General features: G+C 36.9%; 19 protein-coding genes and 1 other annotated feature. Of the genes, 5 read left to right on the plus strand and 14 right to left on the minus strand.

What is annotated here, in order from left to right:
* Positions 1-2: 2 nt before the first annotated feature.
* On the plus strand, positions 3-3,071 hold the full coding sequence (locus K9B36_RS03890) for an efflux RND transporter permease subunit (RefSeq protein WP_223700679.1): 3,069 nt from the start codon (positions 3-5) through the stop codon (positions 3,069-3,071).
* A gap of 30 nt (positions 3,072-3,101) precedes the next feature.
* Positions 3,102-3,815, plus strand: coding sequence for a GDSL-type esterase/lipase family protein (locus K9B36_RS03895; protein ID WP_223700680.1), 714 nt, complete (start codon positions 3,102-3,104; stop codon positions 3,813-3,815).
* A gap of 48 nt (positions 3,816-3,863) precedes the next feature.
* Here the strand turns inward: K9B36_RS03895 and K9B36_RS03900 are convergent, their stop codons facing one another.
* Positions 3,864-4,442: a GNAT family N-acetyltransferase gene (locus K9B36_RS03900; RefSeq protein WP_223700681.1), complete on the minus strand. Its 579-nt coding sequence runs from the start codon at positions 4,440-4,442 to the stop codon at positions 3,864-3,866.
* A gap of 153 nt (positions 4,443-4,595) precedes the next feature.
* Here K9B36_RS03900 and K9B36_RS03905 point away from each other — a divergent pair, with 153 nt between their 5' ends.
* On the plus strand, positions 4,596-4,781 hold the full coding sequence (locus K9B36_RS03905; protein ID WP_223700682.1) for a hypothetical protein: 186 nt from the start codon (positions 4,596-4,598) through the stop codon (positions 4,779-4,781).
* Between the two features lie 228 nt (positions 4,782-5,009).
* Here the strand turns inward: K9B36_RS03905 and K9B36_RS03910 are convergent, their stop codons facing one another.
* The 6 genes from K9B36_RS03910 to K9B36_RS03935 all read right to left on the minus strand — a co-directional run bounded on the left by K9B36_RS03910 (position 5,010) and on the right by K9B36_RS03935 (position 12,295).
* Positions 5,010-6,215 carry a putative glycoside hydrolase gene (locus K9B36_RS03910; RefSeq protein WP_223700683.1) on the minus strand — a complete coding sequence of 402 codons (1,206 nt, stop codon included), beginning with the start codon at positions 6,213-6,215 and terminating at the stop codon, positions 5,010-5,012.
* 253 nt (positions 6,216-6,468) lie between these two features.
* Positions 6,469-7,416 carry an ABC transporter ATP-binding protein gene (locus tag K9B36_RS03915; RefSeq protein WP_223700684.1) on the minus strand — a complete coding sequence of 316 codons (948 nt, stop codon included), beginning with the start codon at positions 7,414-7,416 and terminating at the stop codon, positions 6,469-6,471.
* Position 7,417: 1 nt separating this feature from the next.
* Positions 7,418-8,485 (minus strand): ABC transporter ATP-binding protein, encoded by a 1,068-nt coding sequence (locus K9B36_RS03920; protein ID WP_223700685.1) that lies wholly within the window; start codon positions 8,483-8,485, stop codon positions 7,418-7,420.
* 23 nt (positions 8,486-8,508) lie between these two features.
* Positions 8,509-9,516, minus strand: a complete 1,008-nt coding sequence (gene opp3C / locus K9B36_RS03925) for an oligopeptide ABC transporter permease (protein ID WP_223700686.1) — start codon at positions 9,514-9,516, stop codon at positions 8,509-8,511.
* A complete protein-coding gene (gene opp3b, locus K9B36_RS03930) occupies positions 9,516-10,445 on the minus strand; it encodes an oligopeptide ABC transporter permease (protein ID WP_223700687.1) in 930 nt (309 codons plus the stop codon). Before opp3b ends, opp3C begins: the two co-directional genes overlap by 1 nt.
* Positions 10,446-10,603: 158 nt before the next feature.
* On the minus strand, positions 10,604-12,295 hold the full coding sequence (locus K9B36_RS03935; RefSeq protein WP_223700688.1) for a peptide ABC transporter substrate-binding protein: 1,692 nt from the start codon (positions 12,293-12,295) through the stop codon (positions 10,604-10,606).
* A 330-nt stretch (positions 12,296-12,625) separates the two neighbouring features.
* Between K9B36_RS03935 and K9B36_RS03940 the strand changes: the two genes are divergently transcribed.
* The gene (locus K9B36_RS03940) at positions 12,626-13,003 is read left to right on the plus strand and encodes a DUF3899 domain-containing protein (RefSeq protein ID WP_223700689.1); all 378 of its coding nucleotides are present in this window, start codon (positions 12,626-12,628) and stop codon (positions 13,001-13,003) included.
* A 40-nt stretch (positions 13,004-13,043) separates the two neighbouring features.
* Positions 13,044-13,282: a binding site (T-box leader), on the plus strand.
* Between the two features lie 71 nt (positions 13,283-13,353).
* Positions 13,354-14,346, plus strand: coding sequence for a tryptophan--tRNA ligase (trpS, locus tag K9B36_RS03945; protein WP_223700690.1), 993 nt, complete (start codon positions 13,354-13,356; stop codon positions 14,344-14,346).
* Between the two features lie 69 nt (positions 14,347-14,415).
* Here the strand turns inward: trpS and K9B36_RS03950 are convergent, their stop codons facing one another.
* The 7 genes from K9B36_RS03950 to K9B36_RS03980 all read right to left on the minus strand — a co-directional run bounded on the left by K9B36_RS03950 (position 14,416) and on the right by K9B36_RS03980 (position 21,541).
* Positions 14,416-15,165, minus strand: coding sequence for a YjbA family protein (locus K9B36_RS03950; protein WP_223700691.1), 750 nt, complete (start codon positions 15,163-15,165; stop codon positions 14,416-14,418).
* A gap of 96 nt (positions 15,166-15,261) precedes the next feature.
* Positions 15,262-15,489, minus strand: coding sequence for a hypothetical protein (locus K9B36_RS03955; protein WP_223700692.1), 228 nt, complete (start codon positions 15,487-15,489; stop codon positions 15,262-15,264).
* Between the two features lie 209 nt (positions 15,490-15,698).
* Positions 15,699-16,616, minus strand: a complete 918-nt coding sequence (opp4C, locus tag K9B36_RS03960; protein ID WP_223700693.1) for an oligopeptide ABC transporter permease — start codon at positions 16,614-16,616, stop codon at positions 15,699-15,701.
* Between the two features lie 14 nt (positions 16,617-16,630).
* On the minus strand, positions 16,631-17,581 hold the full coding sequence (locus K9B36_RS03965; RefSeq protein WP_223700694.1) for an ABC transporter permease: 951 nt from the start codon (positions 17,579-17,581) through the stop codon (positions 16,631-16,633).
* Between the two features lie 160 nt (positions 17,582-17,741).
* Positions 17,742-19,424, minus strand: a complete 1,683-nt coding sequence (locus K9B36_RS03970; protein ID WP_223700695.1) for a peptide-binding protein — start codon at positions 19,422-19,424, stop codon at positions 17,742-17,744.
* A gap of 111 nt (positions 19,425-19,535) precedes the next feature.
* Positions 19,536-20,561, minus strand: coding sequence for an ABC transporter ATP-binding protein (locus K9B36_RS03975; protein ID WP_223700696.1), 1,026 nt, complete (start codon positions 20,559-20,561; stop codon positions 19,536-19,538).
* On the minus strand, positions 20,558-21,541 hold the full coding sequence (locus K9B36_RS03980) for an ABC transporter ATP-binding protein (protein WP_223700697.1): 984 nt from the start codon (positions 21,539-21,541) through the stop codon (positions 20,558-20,560). The genes K9B36_RS03975 and K9B36_RS03980 overlap by 4 nt, the downstream gene beginning before the upstream one ends.
* Between the last annotated feature and the right edge of the window lie 167 nt (positions 21,542-21,708).

Here is a 21,708-nt window from a genome sequence, read left to right on the forward strand (position 1 = left end):
TAATGAAAATAGCTAAGCTTTCAGTTTTACGACCTATTGCAATGTCAATGGTCATTGTTCTCATGCTTATTTTAGGTGCTGTCAGCATGCGGAGCATGACCGTTGACTTATTTCCTGAATTAACGTTTCCAATTGTAGCCGTTACAACCACTTACGAGGGTGCCGGACCAGAGGAAATTGAAAATCTCATTTCCTCTCCTTTAGAAAATGCAATGGGAACATTGCCTAATGTAGAATCTATCACTTCCATTTCCAGAACAGGCGGTTCCCTCGTTCTAGTATCCTTTACCTGGGGAACAAATATGGATTTTGCTTCCCTGGATATGAGAGAAAGAATCGATTCAGTACGGGATTTTCTTCCTCCTGGCGCCAACATGCCAAGGGTGTTACGCTTTAATCCAAGCGACCTTCCCATCGTTCAGTTAGCAATTACAGACCCTTCTGGAGAGATGACCAAAGCTAAAATATTGGCAGAAACGGAAATTGAACCTCAGCTGAATAGTGTTGATGGCATCGCTTCGATTTCAGTTGAAGGTGGAGCAGAAAAGGAAGTTCGAATAACACTTGATCCCAACACCTTGTCTTCCTTTGATCTCTCAATCGACCAATTGCAGCAAATAATTGCCTCAGAGAATCTAAATCTTCCTGGCGGAGCATTAACAGATCAAAATCAAAATCTTCCTATTAGAATCACTGGTGAATATGAAAGTATATTCGATATTCAGTCTCTCCCTGTACCTACAACCAAAGGGGTCATCTCACTAGACCAGCTTGGAGAGGTTAAAGAGACCCTTCAACCAACCACACAGCTAAGCTACCTTAATGGAGAACCTGCTGTTGGGATGTCTATTTTAAAACAATCGGGAAGCAATACCGTTACAGTTGCTAATGATATTAATGCAAAATTAGAAGAAATGAGAAAGACACTTCCAGAGGGTGTAGAGATAAAACAGATTTTTGACCAAAGTCAGTTTATAGAACAATCAATACGTGCTGTCACAACGAATATGATATTCGGAAGTCTACTTGCTGCTCTAGTTCTCTACTTTTTCTTAAGAAATATGAGAAGTACTTTAATCATTCTATTTTCCATTCCTATTTCGATCGTCACTACTTTTATCTTTATGTACTTTAGCGGTCAAACACTTAATTTACTTACACTAGGTGGTCTTGCATTAGGGATCGGAATGATGGTAGATAACGCCATTGTAATTCTAGAAAATATCTATCGACTAAGGCAAAAAGGTTTTTCATTAAAAGATGCAGCGATAAAGGGAACGGGTGAGGTAGGTCCCGCTATTATTGCTTCTACACTCACTACAGTCATTGTATTTTTACCAATTGTATTTGTAGATGGACTAGCAGCACAGCTATTTAAACCGTTAGCTCTTGTTGTATCATTTTCCCTTTTTGCTTCATTAATTACAGCCTTAATCATTGTTCCACTATTTTCTTCTTTGCTTTTAAAAGTAAATAATAAAAGTTCACGCTTTGAAGAACGTTTTAGTCGATTTACACTATGGTACCGCAGCCTATTGGAAAAAGCTTTAAAACATCCTAAAAAAACAGTATCACTTGTGTTACTCTTACTGGCTGTTTCTTTAATTGGTACTCCTTTTATCGGAAGAGAATTTCTTCCTCAACAAGATCAGAGTTTTGTTTCACTTACCGCACAACTTCCAGAAGGAAGCTCTTTAGATGCAACTTATGGAATCATGGAGGACATTGACCAAAAACTAAAAGATATTCCTGAAATTGATTTATCTTTCGTTACGGTGGGAGGTACAGATAATTTCTCTGTATCAGCAGGTACCCAAACGAATAGAGCGAATTATAGCTTATTACTTGTCCCGTTAAATGAGCGAAATAAATCGGATATTGAAATAGGTGATGAAGTCAGAAAAAGATTAGCAGACATTCCGGGGGCAGAAATAAGAATTTCTTCTGGTGATTCAGGCTTTTCTCAAAATCCAGTTAGTTTAAGTATCACCGGCCCTGATTTAACAACTTTGCAAAGTATGGCTGATCAAACGATAGACTTACTATCAGAGGTGGAAGGAATCCGAGAGCCAACCTCAAGCTATACTGAAGGAAATCCTGAGATAATGGTAGATATTGACCGAGTGAAGGCAAGTCAGTTTGGTATCGGAAGCGCTCAAATAGCATCAGCGGTATCAAGCGCAACTAAAGGACTCATAGCTTCTACAATGGCTCGAGAAGGTGAAGAGCTTGATATAAGATTAACCATCGAAGACACTTATACAAGTTCTATTGAGAATCTCGAAAGCCTTCTCATTAATACTCCAAGTGGAGAAACCATTCCACTTCAAACAGTAGCAACTGTAAGTCGTGCGCAGGGGCCAAGTCAGATAACAAGGACTGACCGGCTCAGAGAAATTACCGTTAATGCAGATATCGTTAACAGAGACCTTGGAAGTGTAGTAGAGGACATTGAAAAAACCTTAAGAGAAAACATGTATATTCCTACAAACCAATATAAAATAACTATTGGTGGGCAGGATGAACAAATGAATGATGCATTCTTTAAACTCGGAGGTGCGCTTGCATTAGCAATCGTTCTGGTATATATGGTGATGGCTGGACAATTCGAATCATATTTTTATCCATTTATTATCATGTTCGCTGTACCACTGACAGTGGTAGGTATTATAGTTGGACTATTAGTTACCAACCAACCACTGGGAGTTGGCTCCTTGGTAGGTATGCTAATATTGACCGGTATTGTCGTCAATAACGCCATTGTCTTTGTGGATTATGTGAATCTTTTAAAAAGGGATGGCAAATCGACTTTAGAAGCAATATTAGTAGCTGGCCCAACACGTATCCGTCCGATATTGATGACAGCCCTGACGACGATTCTTGGATTAATACCACTAACTTTAGGTTTTGGAGAAGGAATGGAATTACAGCAGCCAATGGCTATTGTTATTGTGTTTGGATTAAGCTTTGCAACATTAATTACCTTAATTTTCATCCCAGTATTATATTTATTATTTGACAGATTTAAAGAAAAAAGAAAAATTAAAAAATTAGAAAAAGCAGAAGCATAATTTTACTTACCTTTTGGAGAGGATGAAACTATGCAGAAAATGATTCGGATAGCAGTGCTAGTACTTTTTGTTAGCTTAATAAGTTATCCCCCCGTAACAGCAGAATCTCCTAAGCATATTACTTACATTGCATTAGGAGATTCCCTTACTGCGGGACTTGGCTCTTCTGAAGAAAATTATTTAAGATTACACGGATTCGTTCCACAGTTTACAAAATATTTAAGACTAACCTCTACTGTCAAAGTAGAGAACTACGGGATACCTGGATTAACATCAACAGGACTATTTGCTTTATTACAAGCAGATGAAGCTTTAAGAAACCGTTTAAAAACAGCAAATATCATTTCTGTTTCAATAGGTGGAAATGATTTTCTGCAAACGATTCGTGCCAATTCAACAGTAGAGGAAGAAGAACTTAATTTAAGTATGAGGATATTGAAGAACACCATCGGGGAACTTTATGATACATTACGTCACCTTAATCCCGAAGCAAAAATCTTTTTGATTGGTCTTTATAATCCCTATCCTTCAGGGCATGAACTACATCAGCACGGGAGTGAATATGCACCGAAGTATAATGAGATTCTAGAGGAGTTGGCATCATCCTCTACCCTCGTTGTTAGCCCTTATGAGGCTTTTATCGGTAAAGAGGACAAATTAACGCATATTCTAGAGGAAGATATCCACCCCAATGATTTGGGCTATACAGAGATTGTTACGCTAATGAAAGATGCATATGAGTAATAGGAAAAAGGTGCTCCCACAGTGGGTGCACCTTTTTCAATGTCTATTTTAAAGCTCGGACAAAATGTTTTTATTATCGTTATCTTCTTCGTCATAGCTTAGAACTTTTTCAACAGAGTCATAGGACTCGCCATATAGCTCTTTATCCTTATATGTATGAATTTGCTCATAAGTTTTCTTCATGCCTTCATATATTGCTTCTTCATCCTGTTGATCTGGTGACCAGTACAATATTTCCATCTGATTTATTTCATTGGTTGCCAAAGATCTTCTAGTGTAACCGATGGAAGCCGCATGGTCAAAGCCTTCTCTTTTATAGAATTTTAATCTTTTTTCAGTATCTGTATCCTCATAGTCTACAGGTTCCACTTCCAAAATAATAGGCTTCTTTTTTTCTTTTAATTTATCAAGAAGTTTATGACCTAAGCCTTGCCCTCTGGCATCCTTAGAAACGAATAAATAGTCAATGAAAATAAGGTTATCAAACTCAGCATACATTAGTACATGATGTTCCCCTTCATCCTTATGATACATATTCCCTTTTTCTTTTAAAAGAATATCCATGTGCTCCTTAGATTTCATTTCTTCTACTGGAAAATACTGTTTTAATTTCTCATACCAATTCATTTTTTTATCTTATTCCCCTTTCTATTTCTACACTTATTACTAGTATAACAAATATACACAGATCTCATCGATAATATACCCTCTTTCTTTTATCGCATTCCTAATTTACAATAGAAATAGAACTAATATGCTTAAGACAAGGGGTTGTCATTGTTGGTAGAATACTTTGTAGATTTTACACTCGTCTCTATTTTAATCATAGGAATAACAGCAGTTATGGGAGTACTAGCCAATGGAATTGGAGAAAAACTCTTCGCAGGTAAAAAAAGATCAGAAAGCTTCGATAAATCAGCAAGCGTCCAAACAGGATGGAAAAGTGTCGGAGGTAAAGTTAAATAAGAAAACCGGCGGACAAAAACCGCCCGGTCCTTGTTTAGTCTAGTCGTTTATATGGAGTTGGATTTACTTATGGTGCAGCAGCAAGAGTACTTACTTTATACTTGTTGCTACATCATTTTTCGGCTTCCCTGCTTTTCATGTACTTACTTCGCTCCGAAGGTTTACCTTCTCTTTTAAAAAGCAAAAGCTGCCTGACACAAGTCAGGCAGCTTTTGCTTTTTAATTAGTTTAATCATTAAGCGGTGTAAAGTCCACGCCTTCTGTATAGTTATTCCCAGCATTCCATAAAAGAAATTCATCAATTCCATTTTCATTTAACGCACGAACTTGGTCTTCTATCTCTTTCTTCCCATACTGGATATAGTTCCCGGAACCTAGCCAGCTAGCGGTAAAATCTTGAATCCATGGTCTGGATACAGGTCGATCTTCAAGTTCATCCAGCTTCGCATTTTCGAATTTAGCGTATTCTGCAATAATTTTATATGGCTCTAGGTCAGGCTTTGCGACTCCAAAATAAGAAGTCCAGTGACTTGGATAGATCATAGATGAAATCACATCAACATGCTCTGAAATTCGGGTGAAATTTTGTCCGATCCCCGGTGCTTCAGGTAAAGTAGCCGTATATCCAAATATGTCTACCGAAACCTGTACATTATAAGGTTCGAGCTTTTCCTTTGCGTAAGCAACAAAGTCGGTTACCGAGTCCACACGTTTTTTTACATTATCAGGATCGTCACTTTCATACTCTCCGAAGCTGTATTGAAGCGTAGTGTCACGTTTTTCAAATCCTTCTGGGTAACGAACGTAATCAAATTGAATTTCTTGAAAGCCCATTTTTGCCGCTTCAATTGCAATATTTACATTATAATCCCATACTTCTTTTAGGAAAGGATTAACAAATGCTTCTCCTCTTCCATTCTTCCACACTTGGCCGTTTTCTGTAAATGAAAGATCTGGTCTTTTTTCTGCTAATACAGAATCTTTAAAAACAACAATTCTCCCGATTGGGTAAACCTCTTTTTCTTCTAACGTTTTCATCATTGCCTCTGGATCACCTATGTATGGTTTTGCAATATCCATAAATGGAGAGCCTTCCTCAGGAATATACGTTAAATAGCCATGATCGTCTTTTATATCAATAACCATTGAATTAAGCTCCGTTGTATCAAGCAAATTCAATAATCTTTCAAATCTTTCCCCACCAGCAGAGTGTGATGTGACATAAATGCCTCTTACCGCATCAGGATAAACAAACTCATAGCCCGAATCGAATGCAAATCTTGCAACAGATATTGGCAGCTCTTTTGTCTCTACTTCTGTTTTTTTAGCACTATGCTTTGCTACCTGAAGTTTCTCTTCTTCTGCTTGAACAGGTGAAAAGCACATAAAGCTTAACGTAACTGTCGCAGCAAAACTTACGAACCATTTTTTCATAAACTTTTCCCCATTTCCTCTGTATTATAGTTACTTTTATTATAAAGGAAAAACGTCGTCTTTTTGGCTTTTTCAACAAATTTCTTCAAACTAATTTATCCCAATAATTTTCAAGACATTAGGAGCTTCATAATCTAACGTTTTTCCTATATTGCTTCATCTTATTATGGAATTTATTTTGCTATGTACAATGCTAGACGGAATATAGAAAATAACCGACCTCAATTGTTGAGATCGGTTATAATTTGTGTCTCTATACATTACCTTTATCTTCTGCTTTATATTGCTCGTACTCTTTTTCGGAACATAAAACATAATGACCAGGTCTAACTTCTCTTAATTCAATCAGTTCATTTTCACCATAACCATGAGCTTTAGGGTCATAGGCAAAACGCTTCCGTGTCCGCTCAGAATCTGGATCTGGCTGTGGAATAGCTGATAATAGTGATTTTGTGTACGGATGAAGCGGATTATTATAGAGCTCATTACTATCCGCAAGCTCAACTATTTTCCCAAAGTACATTACACCTATTCTGTCGCTTATATATTTAACCATGGACAAATCATGAGCGATAAACAGATATGTTAATCCTTTTTCTTTTTGCAGTTTTTTCATTAGATTTACTACTTGCGCTTGAATGGATACGTCTAAGGCTGATATCGGTTCATCTGCAATGATAAAATCAGGGTCTACTGCCAACGCTCGAGCAATACCAATACGTTGACGCTGGCCACCACTAAATTCATGAGGATAACGGCCAGCATGATCTTTATTTAAACCAACTGTTTCTAAAAGATCATATACCTTTTGCATCCGTTCCTTTTTATCTTTAGCGAGTCCATGAATATCAATACCTTCAGCAATAACATCCGCTACCGTCATCCTTGGATTTAAAGAAGCACTTGGATCTTGGAAAATCATCTGCATTTTACGGTTAAACTTTAATAATTCTTTTTTTGATTTTTTGCCGTGAACATTTTCACCTTCGTAGAGTACTTCTCCGTCGGTTGCATCGTATAAACGAATAATCGTACGACCTGTTGTCGATTTACCACAACCAGATTCTCCAACCAAACCTAAAGTTTCTCCACGGTAAATGTCAAAGTTCAAACCGTCCACTGCACGAACCATATTCGGCTTTCCTTCGTTAAAATATTGCTTAAGGTTACGAATTTCTAATAATTTTTCATTTGTCGCCATGTTATTCACCGTCCTTTATCATAACAGGCTTATCGAAGTTATTAGGCATGTGACGTCTCCGTCTTTGAACTGCGAGTGGCGGCTCAACTTGTGGAGCATTCTCATGCAAAAGCCAAGTTTTCGCAAAATGTGTTTTAGAAATCTGGAACATTGGTGGTTCCATTTCCATATCAATTTGCATTGCAAATTCATTTCGAACTGCAAATGCATCCCCAATTGGTGGATCAGTCAAATCTGGTGGAGTACCCGGAATAGCATATAATTCCGCTTCATCTCCTAATTCTAAATCAGGCATTGAACTGATTAATCCCCATGTATACGGATGTTGAGGATTGTAGAAAATTTCATCTACTGTTCCCATCTCAATAATTTGTCCACCATACATAACAGCTACTCGGTCTGCTACATTTGCCACAACACCTAAATCATGGGTAATAAAGATAATGGATGTATCAATCTTTTGTTGTAAGTCTTTCATAAGGTCAAGGATTTGAGCTTGAATCGTAACGTCTAGTGCTGTTGTTGGTTCATCAGCAATCAACACTTTTGGATTACATGCCAACGATATTGCAATGACTACCCTCTGTCTCATACCACCAGAGAATTGATGAGGGTATTGCTTAAAACGTTCTTCCGGCATCGGAATTCCTACTAAATCTAATAGGTCAATTGCTTTTGCCTTTGCAGCACTTTTGCTGGCATTTTGATGTTTGATAATTCCTTCCATAATCTGCTTCCCAACAGTCATAGTTGGATTAAGTGAAGTCATAGGATCTTGGAAAATCATCGATATATCTTTTCCTCGAATTTTTTGCATTTCACTTTCAGAGAGCTTGGTAAGGTCTTTTCCTTCAAACAATATCTCTCCATTTTTTATTTTGGAGTTGTTCTTAGGCAAAAGACGCATAATCGTTTTAGTGGTAACTGATTTACCGGAACCAGATTCACCAACAATCGCTAAGGTTTCACCCTTTTTTAAGTCAAAGTTAACCCCTCTGATTGCTTTAACTTCTCCACCGAATGTATCAAAAGAAACGTGCAAGTTCTTTACTTCAAGAATTTTTTCCATTATTCATTTCACCTACCTTTATACTAGTCCTTCATTTTAGGGTCTAATGCATCACGCATACCATCTGCAACAAGGTTGAAAGCAATCATAAGTGCACTTATGATAATTGCTGGATAGATCATGATATGTGGGAATATTTGTAATGATTTATAACCATCTTCAATTAATGTTCCTAAAGATGCCATAGGTGCTTGTAACCCTAAGCCAATAAAGCTTAAGAATGCTTCAAAGAATATAGCACTTGGAATTGTAAACATCGTGTTAATAATAACAACACCAACAACGTTAGGTAATAAATGCTTAGTGATAATCTTTCTATCTGAGGCTCCTAAGGTTCTAGAAGCTAATACGAACTCTTGTCCTTTAAGTTTTAAAACTTGTCCCCTTACAACACGTGCCATTCCGACCCAGCCTGTTATCGTAAGAGCGATTGTGATCGCTATAATTCCGGGGTCCATAACTAATACCATTAAGATAACGATTACAAGGTTAGGTATTCCAACTAACACTTCAATAATACGTTGCATAATATTATCAACTCGTCCGCCGTAATAGGCAGAAATACCACCATAAGCAACCCCAATGACCATATCAATGAATGCTGCAAGTAAAGCGATATATAAAGATACCCTTGTACCTTCCCAAATACGAGTCCATAGGTCACGACCTAACCCATCTGTACCAAACCAAAAGTAGTCTGTAACTTCACGTTGCTCATAAACATCAACACCATTTCTCGTTCCATCAAGAATCCCTAAGTTCTCAATGCCTGGTACTTTGGCAGGTAAATTAGCTCTTAAGACGTCCTGATCATTAAAACCGTGACTGTTCATAAATGGTCCAAAGATAGCTAAGAAAGCAATAATTAATAAAATAAATATTCCAACTATCGCTGCTTTATTTTTCTTCAGACGTAACCAGCCAGTTTGCCAATACGTTAGGCTAGGTTTTGAAATTTTTTCACTTTTATTTGGATCTTGTGCGGCTGGTTTAAATAGTTCCTTAGGAAGTTCTTCATAGTTGTTATTCATTATTTTTTACCTCCTGCTACACGTATACGCGGGTCAATAATTCCATAAAGAATATCAACTACTAGTACAATTACAATAAATAAAGCAGCGAAGAATAGGGTCGTTCCCATAATTACGGGATAATCATTTGTTGTAATAGAGCGGATAAACTGCTCCCCTAGTCCCGGAACTGCAAATATTTTTTCAATTACTAATGTACCAGTCATTAAACTAACAGCTAGTGGACCTAAAACGGTCACAACTGGTATTAATGCATTTCTTAACGCGTGTTTAAATGCAATGTCAAAAGAGGTTGCCCCTTTTGCTCTAGCTAAAGTGATGTAATCCGATCCTAATACTTCAATCATTTCTGTTCTCATAAATCTCGCTGCAATTGCGAGCGGGAACATAGATAAGGCAATCGTAGGAAGGACCGTGTAATCCCAACCGTTCCAGAAGGCTACCTGGAACCATCCAAGTTTAACAGCAATATAATATTGCAATAATGCTGCAAAAACAAATGAAGGAATAGATTTACCTAATATAGCTAAAATAGTGGACCCATAGTCAAGCCACGTATTTTGATTAAGTGCAGCAATGACACCTAATAAGATCCCAAATATTGTACCTACTAGCATTGCTTGAAAACCTAATTGAGCAGATGGACCAATACGTTGCATAATCAAGTCAGTTACACTTCTATTGTCGTATTGGAAGGAAATTCCGAGGTCTCCTTGCACAAGACTTAGCATGTATTTTGCATACTGAACAGGAACAGGATCGTCTAAGCCGTACTTTGCATATAAAATAGCTCTTTGAGCCTCTGACATTTTTTCCTGCATTGTAAATGGAGTACCTGGCATAAGTTTCATTAAGAAGAATGTAAATGAAGCGATAAGAAATAAGGTGATAAACATAAATAAAATTCGTTGCAACAAGTACTTAGTCATTTTTGCACCTCCTAAAAATTTCTGAATAGATAAACTGTCTCTAATTTTCTCTATTATTCGACAATTTCCACACAAGGGAAAAAGAGAGTATATATATCAATATACTCTCTTTTTATAAATTTGAAAAGTAATTATTTTATTTCAATATAATAAATTAATTAGTTTTTCTCAGAAATGTATGCCCATTTATAGCTAAAGTCTGGACCGAAATTGTGACGATATACGTTTTGTACGTATGGCTGCCATAATCTTGTAGTACCACGTTGGTAAATTGGAGCAATCGCAGCATCTTCTTCTAGAAGAATGCGCTCAGCTTCTTGCATAGCTTCGAAACGTTGAACTGGATCATTAGCATAAGTTGTCATAACATCATTCAACAACTTGTCATATTCTGGGTTAGAGTAACCCATTTTATTGTTTCCGCCGTCTGTCATCCATAGGTTAGCAAAAGAAATTGCATCAAGATAGTCTGGACCCCAACCACCTAATTGCATGTCATAATCCATCTCTGAATCAAGATCAAGTCTTTGTGCAAATGGTACTTCTTTTAAATTGATAGTTAAACCAGGTAAGTTAGTTTGGAACTGATTTTGCAGGTATTCTTGCATGTTTTTAGCTGTTTCTGTATCTCCACCAAGAATCTCAATAGTCACCGCATCAGTTCCTAGCTCTTCAAGACCTGTTTCCCAGAATTCTTGTGCTTTCTCTACATCAAATTCATTGAAAGCGCCGTGTTCTGCACGGAAGTCTTCCCCAGTTTCTGGGTGTTGAACAAATTCTACAGGTACAGCATAATTAGCTGGTACAGAACCATTGTTAAGAACAATGTTCGCTAAGTTTTCTTTGTTGAAAGCCATCGATAAAGCTTTACGGATGTTTACATTTGCAAGAGCTTCATTCTTCGTTTGGTTCATTTTGAACCAGAAAATTGTTGGCTCTAAGTAAGAGATTACATTTGGATCTTCTTTGTATAATTCAACGAACTCAGATGTTAAACCTGGTGAAATGTCAATTTCATTAGCTGTATAAAGGTTAACCCCAGTTGATACTTCTTTTACTACTTTTACGTTAACTTCATCCAATTGTACTGTTTCTGCATCCCAGTAATCTGGATTCTTTTTCATTTTCCAGCCTACTTCATGCTCCCAGTTGTCTAAAACAAATGGTCCATTATAGATAAGCGTATCGGATTCTAAAGCATATTGATCACCCTGTTCTTCCACAAAACCTTGATGTTGTGGGAAGAATGTAGGGAATGTCATTAAAGATTCGAAATAAGCAACAGGTTGCTCTAATGTTATTTCAAGAGTATGTTCGTCCAATGCTTTGACACCAAGTTCTTCTAAAGGTAGTTCTCCAGCAGATACTTGAGTAGCATTAAGAATTTTACCATTCATCATATACGGTCCATATTCTGATCCTACTTCAGGATCAACAGCACGGTGCCATCCATAAACGAAGTTCTCTGCTGTTACAGGATCTCCATTTGACCAAACAGCATCTTCACGAAGTGTGAAAGTATAAGTCATCCCATCTTCACTAACTTCATGTCCAGTTGCAACACCTTCTACAACTTCATCATTTTCTCCAAGTCTGTAAAGACCTTCAAAAACGTTGTTCATTACATTAAATGCAACTGCATCTGTTCCTTTAACAGTATCCATCGTAGGAATTTCAGCAGAATCTAATACATTAAGTATTTGTGGTCCGGTTGCTTCTCCCTCACCTGCAGGAAGTTCGTCTCCTTGACCATTGTTGTTTTGCGCATTGTTTCCACCGCCACATGCAGCTAAAAATGCACTAAGTACAAGTGAAAGCGCTAAAAGCATTAAAAATTTTGACTTTTTCATTTCCTTGACCTCCTAAAAATTCTGTCGAAATTTGTCTGTGTTGTTAGGTGACAATATTCATTATACAAGTTTTCTAAACATTGTGTATACACTTATTTAACAACAATTTTACAAAATACTGATAATTCAGGGATTAGCATTACAAAAATAGTACTTTAGACCTATAATATTCGTAACATTAAAGTGGTTAATATTACAAATACTTTACAAATGTTTCTTGGATTTTACAAAATGTATTTTCTATTTCTTGTTATATTCTTTATAAATTTGTTATTTTTTATTCATTTCTTTACAATACAATTTAGTACTCAAATTTTCGCAGGAGGATTTATGAAAAAACTAACGAAACATAGTCTAATTTATTTTGTTATTCTTTTATTTCTATCTATAATTGTAGGAGTTATTTATTATAATAATTTCTCATTGCTTGTATTCATTAATACATCCTTTTTCGTTTCTGGAACTTTACTGTCCTTCTCTTTGTTAATACTTGTAACACAAAACGGTTTTTTTGATGGCATAACCTATGGTTTCAGAAAAGTTTTCGCTTCACGACAAGCTGATAAAGAATTGGAACAAGATATAAGAAATGAAATGCGTGACCCTTCAGAATTATTAGATCCAATACATGTCTCACCAATGATAATAGGTTCTTCTTTACTGTTTTTATGTATGCTTTTTTCCTTATTGGTCTATTATAATAGTTGATAGTTAACTAAATTTACGGTATAATAAATGAAATTTTAAAAATATAGCGATGATAAAGATTAGTACTAAACGGGTTAGTTATTAGAGAGTTTGTGGCTGGTGTAAACAAACAACTAATGTTTAGGAATGGACTTTTGAGCATCAAGCTGAAAAGCTTAATTATATTCTTGTTAATTAAGCAGTAGGCGAAGACGTTTCCTTACGTTATAAGGTGTAGTGATTTCTGCATACTATTGCATGAAATAATAAGGGTGGTACCACGGTCCATTCGTCCCTTTTTTTAGGGGTGAATGGGCTTTTTTGTGCCTCTAATTTTCAAATTTTTACCATTTATTGAGGAGTGAACTTTAATGAAAACAATCTTTTCAGGTATACAACCTAGCGGAAATGTAACTTTAGGGAACTATATCGGTGCAATGAGGCAGTTTGTTGATTTACAAGAAGATTACAATAGTTATTTTTGCATTGTCGATCAGCATGCAATTACCGTACAGCAAGACCCTACCGAGTTGAGGAAAAATATACGTAAACTTGCTGCGCTTTATATTGCTATTGGTTTAGATCCAGAAAAGGCAACACTTTTTATACAATCAGAAGTTCCTGCACACGCTCAGCTTGGTTGGATGATGCAATGCATTGCATATATCGGAGAACTGGAGAGGATGACGCAATTTAAAGATAAATCCTCTGGAAAAGATTCCGTTGCAGCTGGACTATTAACCTATCCACCACTTATGGCAGCTGATATTCTCCTGTATAATACGGATATAGTACCAGTTGGAGAGGATCAAAAACAACATTTGGAATTAACTAGAGATCTTGCTGAAAGATTTAATAAAAAGTACCGTGAAATACTCACTGTTCCTGAAGTGAAAATTGCGGAGGTTGGAGCTCGGATAATGTCTTTGGCCGAGCCAACCAAAAAGATGAGCAAATCGGACCCAAATCAAAAATCATTTATTTCTTTATTGGATACCCCTAAGCAACTGGAAAAGAAAATAAAAAGTGCTGTTACTGATTCAGAGGGTATTGTAAAGTTTGATAAAGAAAATAAACCAGGAGTTTCTAATCTCTTATCCATTTATTCTATTCTAGGAAATATATCAATTGCTGAACTTGAAGCTAATTATGAGGGCAAGGGGTATGGAGAATTTAAGGGAGACTTGGCCAATGTAGTAGTAAATACATTGGAACCAATTCAAACAAAATATTACGAACTAATCGATTCAGAAAGATTAGATCAAATTTTGGATGAAGGTGCTGAAAAGGCCAATAAAGTAGCCAGAAAAACATTAGCGAAAATAGAAAACGCAATGGGCTTAGGAAGAAAAAGAAACAGATAGCACCAAAAAAAGAGGGGATTTGGCTTTTTAGCTCAATCCCCTCTTTTTTATTCCCTAGGAAAACAATTCTCAATTTACCTTCGGATGCTGTTCAAGCTCCCAAAGTTTTTCAAAAAATGGTTGGCCTTTTACTAGATGTTCACAAAAATACTGATGCTTTAAGGACCAGCCATGTCTTGTTTCTTCAAATAATTGAGACCATACTTCTTCAAAAGACATTTCTTGAATCTCCCTGTAATGAAGTGGATTCCACTCTGTATACCAATAACGAACCTCTGCAACATTACAAGTCGACTTTAATTGGTCAAGAGCCATGAACAGCAACTGCTTCAGTTGTCGTTCTTTTCTCGTTAAACCATTCATTATCTCTGGAGAAGGAGATAATATATGATAGTCCTTTTCTGTCTTTAAGGATGGTGAAAATGAAAAAACCGAACAATCACAATTCTCGATCATGTCATATACCAATTGTTCTTGCCTAGGAATAAGTCTGCTTTTTCTGATTGGAATATTATAGCCAATAGTATCAACAGCTAATATACCTTGTCCGTCAGAAACAACAAAACAATAGTCCAACTGAATTCGTTCATGGTTTTTGCGAATGTATCCTTTTTGAAAAATCTCTTCTAGTAAAGATTGAGGTAGCTCTTGGAGGTCGTTTTCAATGTAGTTGAACAGAACAGATTCTACTTTCAGCAATGGAACTTGGTCTAGTAATTCCACACTATCGTCTTTTCTCCACTCGTGAAAATGGCAAATATTATACCCGTTTTCTTCTCCTTCAAACCAATTTACCCATACGTCATGAAGATATAACATATCAAACCCCTCACTTCACATCTACTCTTTATTTATCCAACAGTATTGGCAGTGAAGTTCAATATTATTCCATTTTGCCCAGATATTTTTATCAATTTACTCTTTTTTTCTAAATATAGGTTTATCCGTTTTAGGTAAATAAAGACTTATAGCAACTATAATAATACCTAAAGGTAGAAGATAACATTCAGGCCTGGAAATTATAAAGAGCATAAATTCCAGTAAATTTGTGCCAGTTGCTAATATATTTAAATAAGCTATAGTACTAATCCCTCCGGCTACAGCAATTCCAAATCCAGTTAAGAAAAAAAAGCTCCTTATCATCAGCCATCACTCATTAAGAGAATGTCGTTTTTCATATTCACCGAACTCCTTGTCCATTCTTGTACTATTACTTTATGAAAGAAAAAGTAGATGATGACAATGTAATGGATAATTGGGCGATTTAATTCATAATTTTGCTCACCTTCTATTAGAAAGTATTTTTAAAAAGGCAAAAAAAAAAAAAGTCAAGATATTATCTTGACTTTTCTTTATTCGGTCATTTTTGGATCAAGTGCATCGCGTAAACCATCACCTATAAAATTAAAGCTTAATACTGTAAATAAGATTGCTAAACCTGGGAACAATGGATACCACCAGTGTTTTAACATGATAGTAAAGTTCTGTGCATCTTGCAGCATGTTACCCCAACTTGGTGTTGGTGGTTGAATTCCAAGTCCTAAATAACTTAAAGCAGACTCAGCAAGAATAACTGTCCCAACTCCCAATGTTGCTGCAACAATAATAGGTCCAAGTGCATTAGGCAAGATATGAGCAAATATTATCTTATAACTTCTTGTTCCAATTGTCTTGGAAGCTAATACAAATTCACGCGTTCTTAGTGATAAAAATTCACCACGGACCAGACGTGCTGTACCTGTCCATCCAGTTAATGCAAAAATTAAGATTAATTTATCTACACTTGGGCTAAAAATAGTTACAAGTGTAATAAGAAGGAATAATGAAGGGATAGAAATAATAACATCCACGATTCTCATTAAAATGGAATCAATAATTCCTCCAAAATATCCCGATACTGCTCCAACTATTGTACCGATTGTAATGGATCCTATTACAGAAGCAAATCCTACTAATAAGGAAATACGTGCCCCGTGTAAAAGACGAGAGAAAACATCTCGACCATAACGGTCCGTACCAAGCAAGTGTTCTCCACCAGGTGACTGTAATTTATTCAACAGGTTTTGATCACTGTAGGAATGAGGCGTTAACCATGGAGCAAAAAGTGCTCCGAAAACTATGATACTTAAAATAACGGTTCCTATTACTGCAAGTTTATTTCTTAAAAACTTTCGAACCATAATTTTTGTTAAAGTATCCGGTTTATTCTTAATATTGGGGTCTAACGATAAATTATTATTATTTGGTTGAGGCGATGTTTGAGTTTGCATCGATGTTCCCCCTTCTAGTATTCGATTCTCGGGTCAAAAACTGCATAGAGAATGTCAGCAATTAAATTACCAACAACTACTAAGACCGCTGAAATTACTGTTAGTGCCATAATGACTGGATAATCACGTTGGAAGGCGGAATCAACAAATAACAAACCAATTCCTGGCCAAGCAAAAAGTTTCTCTGTTATTGCTGCTCCTCCAATAAAGGAAGGAAGCATTAAACCAAAGATTGTTATTACAGGTATTAAACCATTTCGCAAACCATGCTTGTATACAACCTTTTTCTCTTTGATTCCTTTAGCACGAGCTGTACGCATATAATCTTGTCCAATTACTTCAATCATACTTGATCGGGTATAACGGGTTAACCCAGCCATGTCTGCAGTAGCTAATACAAATGCAGGCAAGATAAGATGCTGTATTCGATCAATTATACTAAAGTCAGCATTTAATGTAGCTACGCCACCTGTTGGAAGCCAACCTAGTTGAACAGCAAAAACCATAATTAAGATCAGACCAATCCAGAAGTTCGGTGTAGCAAGTCCAAGGAAAGAAGTGACTGTTACTGAATAATCTGTTAATGTATAACGTTTTCTTGCAGATACTACTCCAAATGGTATTGCAATAACAACTGCCAGAATAGTGGAGACAAACATTAGCAATAGCGTATTGGGCAAGCGGTTCATAATCATTTCGCTAACGGGAACACCACGGCGGATTAAAGACGTACCAAAATCCCCCTGAACCATGTTTCCTACCCATTTAATGTATTGTTCATGAACTGGATCATTTAAACCATAACGCTCTTCAAATTTCTTTAAATCTTCTTGACTGATATTAGGATCCATCATAAGAGAAGACGGTCCACCTGGTGCCATTTGAATAATAGCAAAGGATAGTATCGTAATTCCTATGAGTAAGGGAATAGCCATTAAAGAACGGCGGATGATATATGAGATCATAGCTGATTCTCCTTTTCTGTCTTTACTTTAAGCGGAGTCTAAACGTGAATGTTTTATATAAATACTGGGGCGTAAATCTTTACCATCCAATATTACTGTCAATTTTCATGAAAAGAGGAAAGGGATTGCTCCCTCCCCTCCTATCCTCTAACAACAGATATTATTCTGCGTCAGATAACCACCATTCGTTGATTTTGTAGAAGTCAGATTTAGCATGGAACGTGTATCCTTCTAAGTTAGCAGGCATAGCACGGTGTACGTTTGGATAGTACAAGAATGTGTAAGGTTGCTCTTCAGCGATAATGTTGTTAACTTCAACAATATATCCTTTACGCTCTTCTTGGTCCATTGTGCTCATGTTTAAGTCCATAAGCTCATCAGCTCTTTCGTTAGAATAGCCAATGAAGTTTAAACCTTCTTCAATTTCTTTAGAGTGGAAAATACCACTTGGATCTGGATCAATTCCTAGGCTCCATCCTAAGATGATAGCATCGAATTTCCATGCAGGAGGGTTAACATCCGCTAAGAATGCAGACCATTCCATGATATTAGGTGTTACAGTGATTCCAATTTCTTTTAGTTGTTGTTGAACAACAACTGCGATATCTTCACGTACTTTATTACCTTGGTTAGTTTTTAATTCGAACTCAAATAGTTCGCCGTCTTTTTCAAGCATTCCGTCTGCGTTAGCAGTCCATCCAGCTTCTTCAAGTAATGCTTTTGCTTTTTCAGGATCGTACTCAAATTTAGGTGTTGATGAATCATCATACGCCCAGCTTAATGGAGATTCTGGGAAGTGCGCTACTTCACCGTCGCCATTCATTACAGATGCTACGATAGTTTCTCTGTCGATAGCATGAGTTAATGCTTGACGTACTTTTACATCTTCAAATAATGGGTTACGTAGGTTATACCCTAAGTAAGTGTAAGAAAGAGCTAAACCAGATTCGATTTTTAATGCTCCTTGAGCTTCCCACTCTTGAACAGTTTCAAGGTCAGTAGAAGGAACGATTGAGAACTGAACATCACCAGTATTTAACTGAGTTAATAATTGGTCAGCATCTGTTACGATTTTATAAGTAAGTGTATCAAGGTATGGACGACCTTCGTGGTAGTCTTCAAAAGCTTCAACTTTCACGTATTGACCGTCAACCCACTCAACAAATTTGAATGGACCAGAACCGATTGGAGATTTAGTATTGAACTCGTGCTCACCCAATTCAGCAACAGGAACATCACCTAAGATATGTTGAGGAAGAATTCCGTAACCTAAAGTGATATGGAATGCTGGATCAACAGCACTTAAAGTCATTTTAACTGTTAATTCATCAACGATTTCTACAGATTCAATTCTTTCAAAATATCCTTTACGTGGACCATCATAGTCTTCGTGTAATGGAATATCATAAGTGAATTTAACGTCTTCAGAAGTTACAGGCTCACCATCATGGAAAGTAAGACCCTCTTTAAGTTTTAATGTGTGCACAAGACCATCTTCTGTTTGATCCCAGCTCTCAGCCATAGATAATTCTGGTTCGAACTCAGTGTTTCCGCCAACAAGTGAATCATAGATAAAACCTTCAATTGCAGAACTTGCAGTATCTGCAGAGTAAAGAGTGTTGAAAAGTGTAGGGCTACCAGATGAACCGATTACAAGATCTCCACCTTGTTGTGGTTCGTTGTTGTCTGCTGGCTCCTCTTCTGCTGGTGTACCAGTGTTGTTATTGTTGTTTCCGCTATTAGTGTTATTATTGTTACCTGCTGTATTGTTAGATGAACAAGCAGCTAAGAACAATGAAAGCACTAATGTTAAAGCGATTAATAGTAATGATTTTTGCTTCACGTTTAATTCCCCCTTAAAAATTTTAAATGTTCTGATAATGAAAGGTAAAGAATATTTCCTCTAGTGGTTATCTCCCCCTTTCAAAGGGTATATATTTTATGAACCTGCCACCTATTCGTAAAGGTGGCAAGCAACATAATGATCAGGTTTAACTTCTTGAAACTTCGGTATGACCTGCTTACAAACATCCATCGCTGCCGGGCATCTTGTATGGAAAACACAGCCTTGCGGCGGATTTGCCGGACTCGGGAGTTCTCCCTTTAAAACGATTCGCTCACGCTTAACCTGACCTTTACGGCGTGTGGAAGGTACAGCTGAAAGCAGTGCTTGTGTATAAGGATGAAGAGGTTCGTTGAACAAGTCCGTTTTACTAGACAACTCCATCATCTTACCTAGATACATAACTCCAACTCTATCACTTATATGTTTCACTACACTTAGGTCATGGGAGATGAATATATAAGATAATCCCATTTCCTGTTGCAGATCCTGCATTAAGTTTATAATTTGCGCTTGGATAGAAACGTCCAGTGCAGATACTGCTTCATCCGCAATAATTAATTCCGGTTGAAGAGCTAGTGCACGAGCTATTCCAATCCGCTGACGTTGTCCACCAGAGAACTCATGTGGATATCGATTAATATAAGAAGGATCAAGCCCTACTTTGGCTAAAAGTTCTTGCACCTTCTGTTCGCGTTCTTTTGGAGTAAATAAGTTATGAGTATTAAAAGGTTCTTTCAAAATTGATCGTAAGGTTTTTCTTGGATTAAGTGTTGCGAATGGATCTTGGAAGACCATTTGAATGTCTTTTCTTACGGTTTTTCTAAGTTCACTCTCGCTCATTTTCGAAATATCACGACCTTTGAAGATGATTTCACCTTCAGTTGGTTCATAAAGTCGAATCAATGTTCTTCCAGCTGTTGATTTCCCACAGCCTGATTCTCCAACAATCCCGAGTGTTTCGCCTTTTTTAATATAAAAGCTAATATCATCAACTGCTTTAACATTTCCTACATTTTTTTGCAGCAAGCCTGCCTTTATGGGGAAATACTTCTTTAATCCTCTGACTTCAAGAAGGTTCTCGGAGGCATTGTCTGTTTGTACTTGATCTGAATTTTGGGTTTCTGTTGATATCATGCTTGCGCCTCCTTCCCATCATATAAGAAGCATCGAACCGAACGGTTTCCTTCTTTCTTTTCAAGCGTCGGAATTTCAGCAAAGCATCTGTCAAACGCATGAGGACAACGAGGTGCAAAACGACACCCAGGTGGTAAATTTGTTGGCGGTGGCACGTTGCCTTTTATCGATTCAAGTCTTGAAACATCTCCGTCGATACTTGGTATGGAATTCATTAATCCAACTGTATAAGGATGCAATGCTTCATCAAACAAGTCATCAACAGATGCTTCTTCTACTACTTGCCCGCAATACATAACAACTACTCTATCTGCTACTTCCGAAACAACACCTAAGTCGTGAGTGATCAGAAGAATGGATGTATCAAATTTATGACTTAAGTCTTTCATTAAATCTAAAATCTGTGCTTGTATGGTAACGTCTAACGCAGTTGTAGGCTCGTCTGCTATAAGCAATTTAGGATTACAGCTCATTGCCATTGCAACCATTACCCTTTGTCTCATTCCACCTGATAGGCGGTGAGGGTAATCATTTATAATTTGAGCCGCTCTTGAGAACCCAACCATTTCTAACATCTCGATTGCTTTCTTAACGGCAGCTGTTTTGGACATTTTTTGGTGAAGTATTAATACTTCTGTTATTTGCTCCCCAATCGTAAGTACTGGGTTTAGCGAAGTCATCGGTTCTTGGAATATCATGGAGATGTCGTTCCCACGAACTTTACAAAGCTGATTCTCTGTAAACTTCACAAGATCCTGACCATCAAATATGATTTCTCCACCAACAATCTTTCCTCCAGGACTTGGTACTAGACCCATTATGGAAAGTGAAGTGATTGATTTTCCTGATCCTGATTCTCCAACTAGTGCAACTGTTTCTCCCTTTTTAATGGAAATGTCTACACCATCAACTGCTGGAATAGCTTGCTTTTTTCTAAAAAAGTGAGTTTGTAGGTTTCTCACCTCTAATAAAGCTGACATTTAGCCCTCACCATCCTTTTCTCTTTCGATGCATGGTCTGTTTGATGTATCAGTAATTCCAATCTGTAAATTCTACATTAAAATTATCTGTTAATCTTAACGTTAATATTACAAATTTATTAAACTACTATTTTCTAATCTGTTTGCATTCAACAATTAGAGGCTTT

Source organism: Sutcliffiella deserti, assembly GCF_020037475.1.
GTDB lineage: Bacteria > Bacillota > Bacilli > Bacillales > Bacillaceae_I > Sutcliffiella_A > Sutcliffiella_A deserti.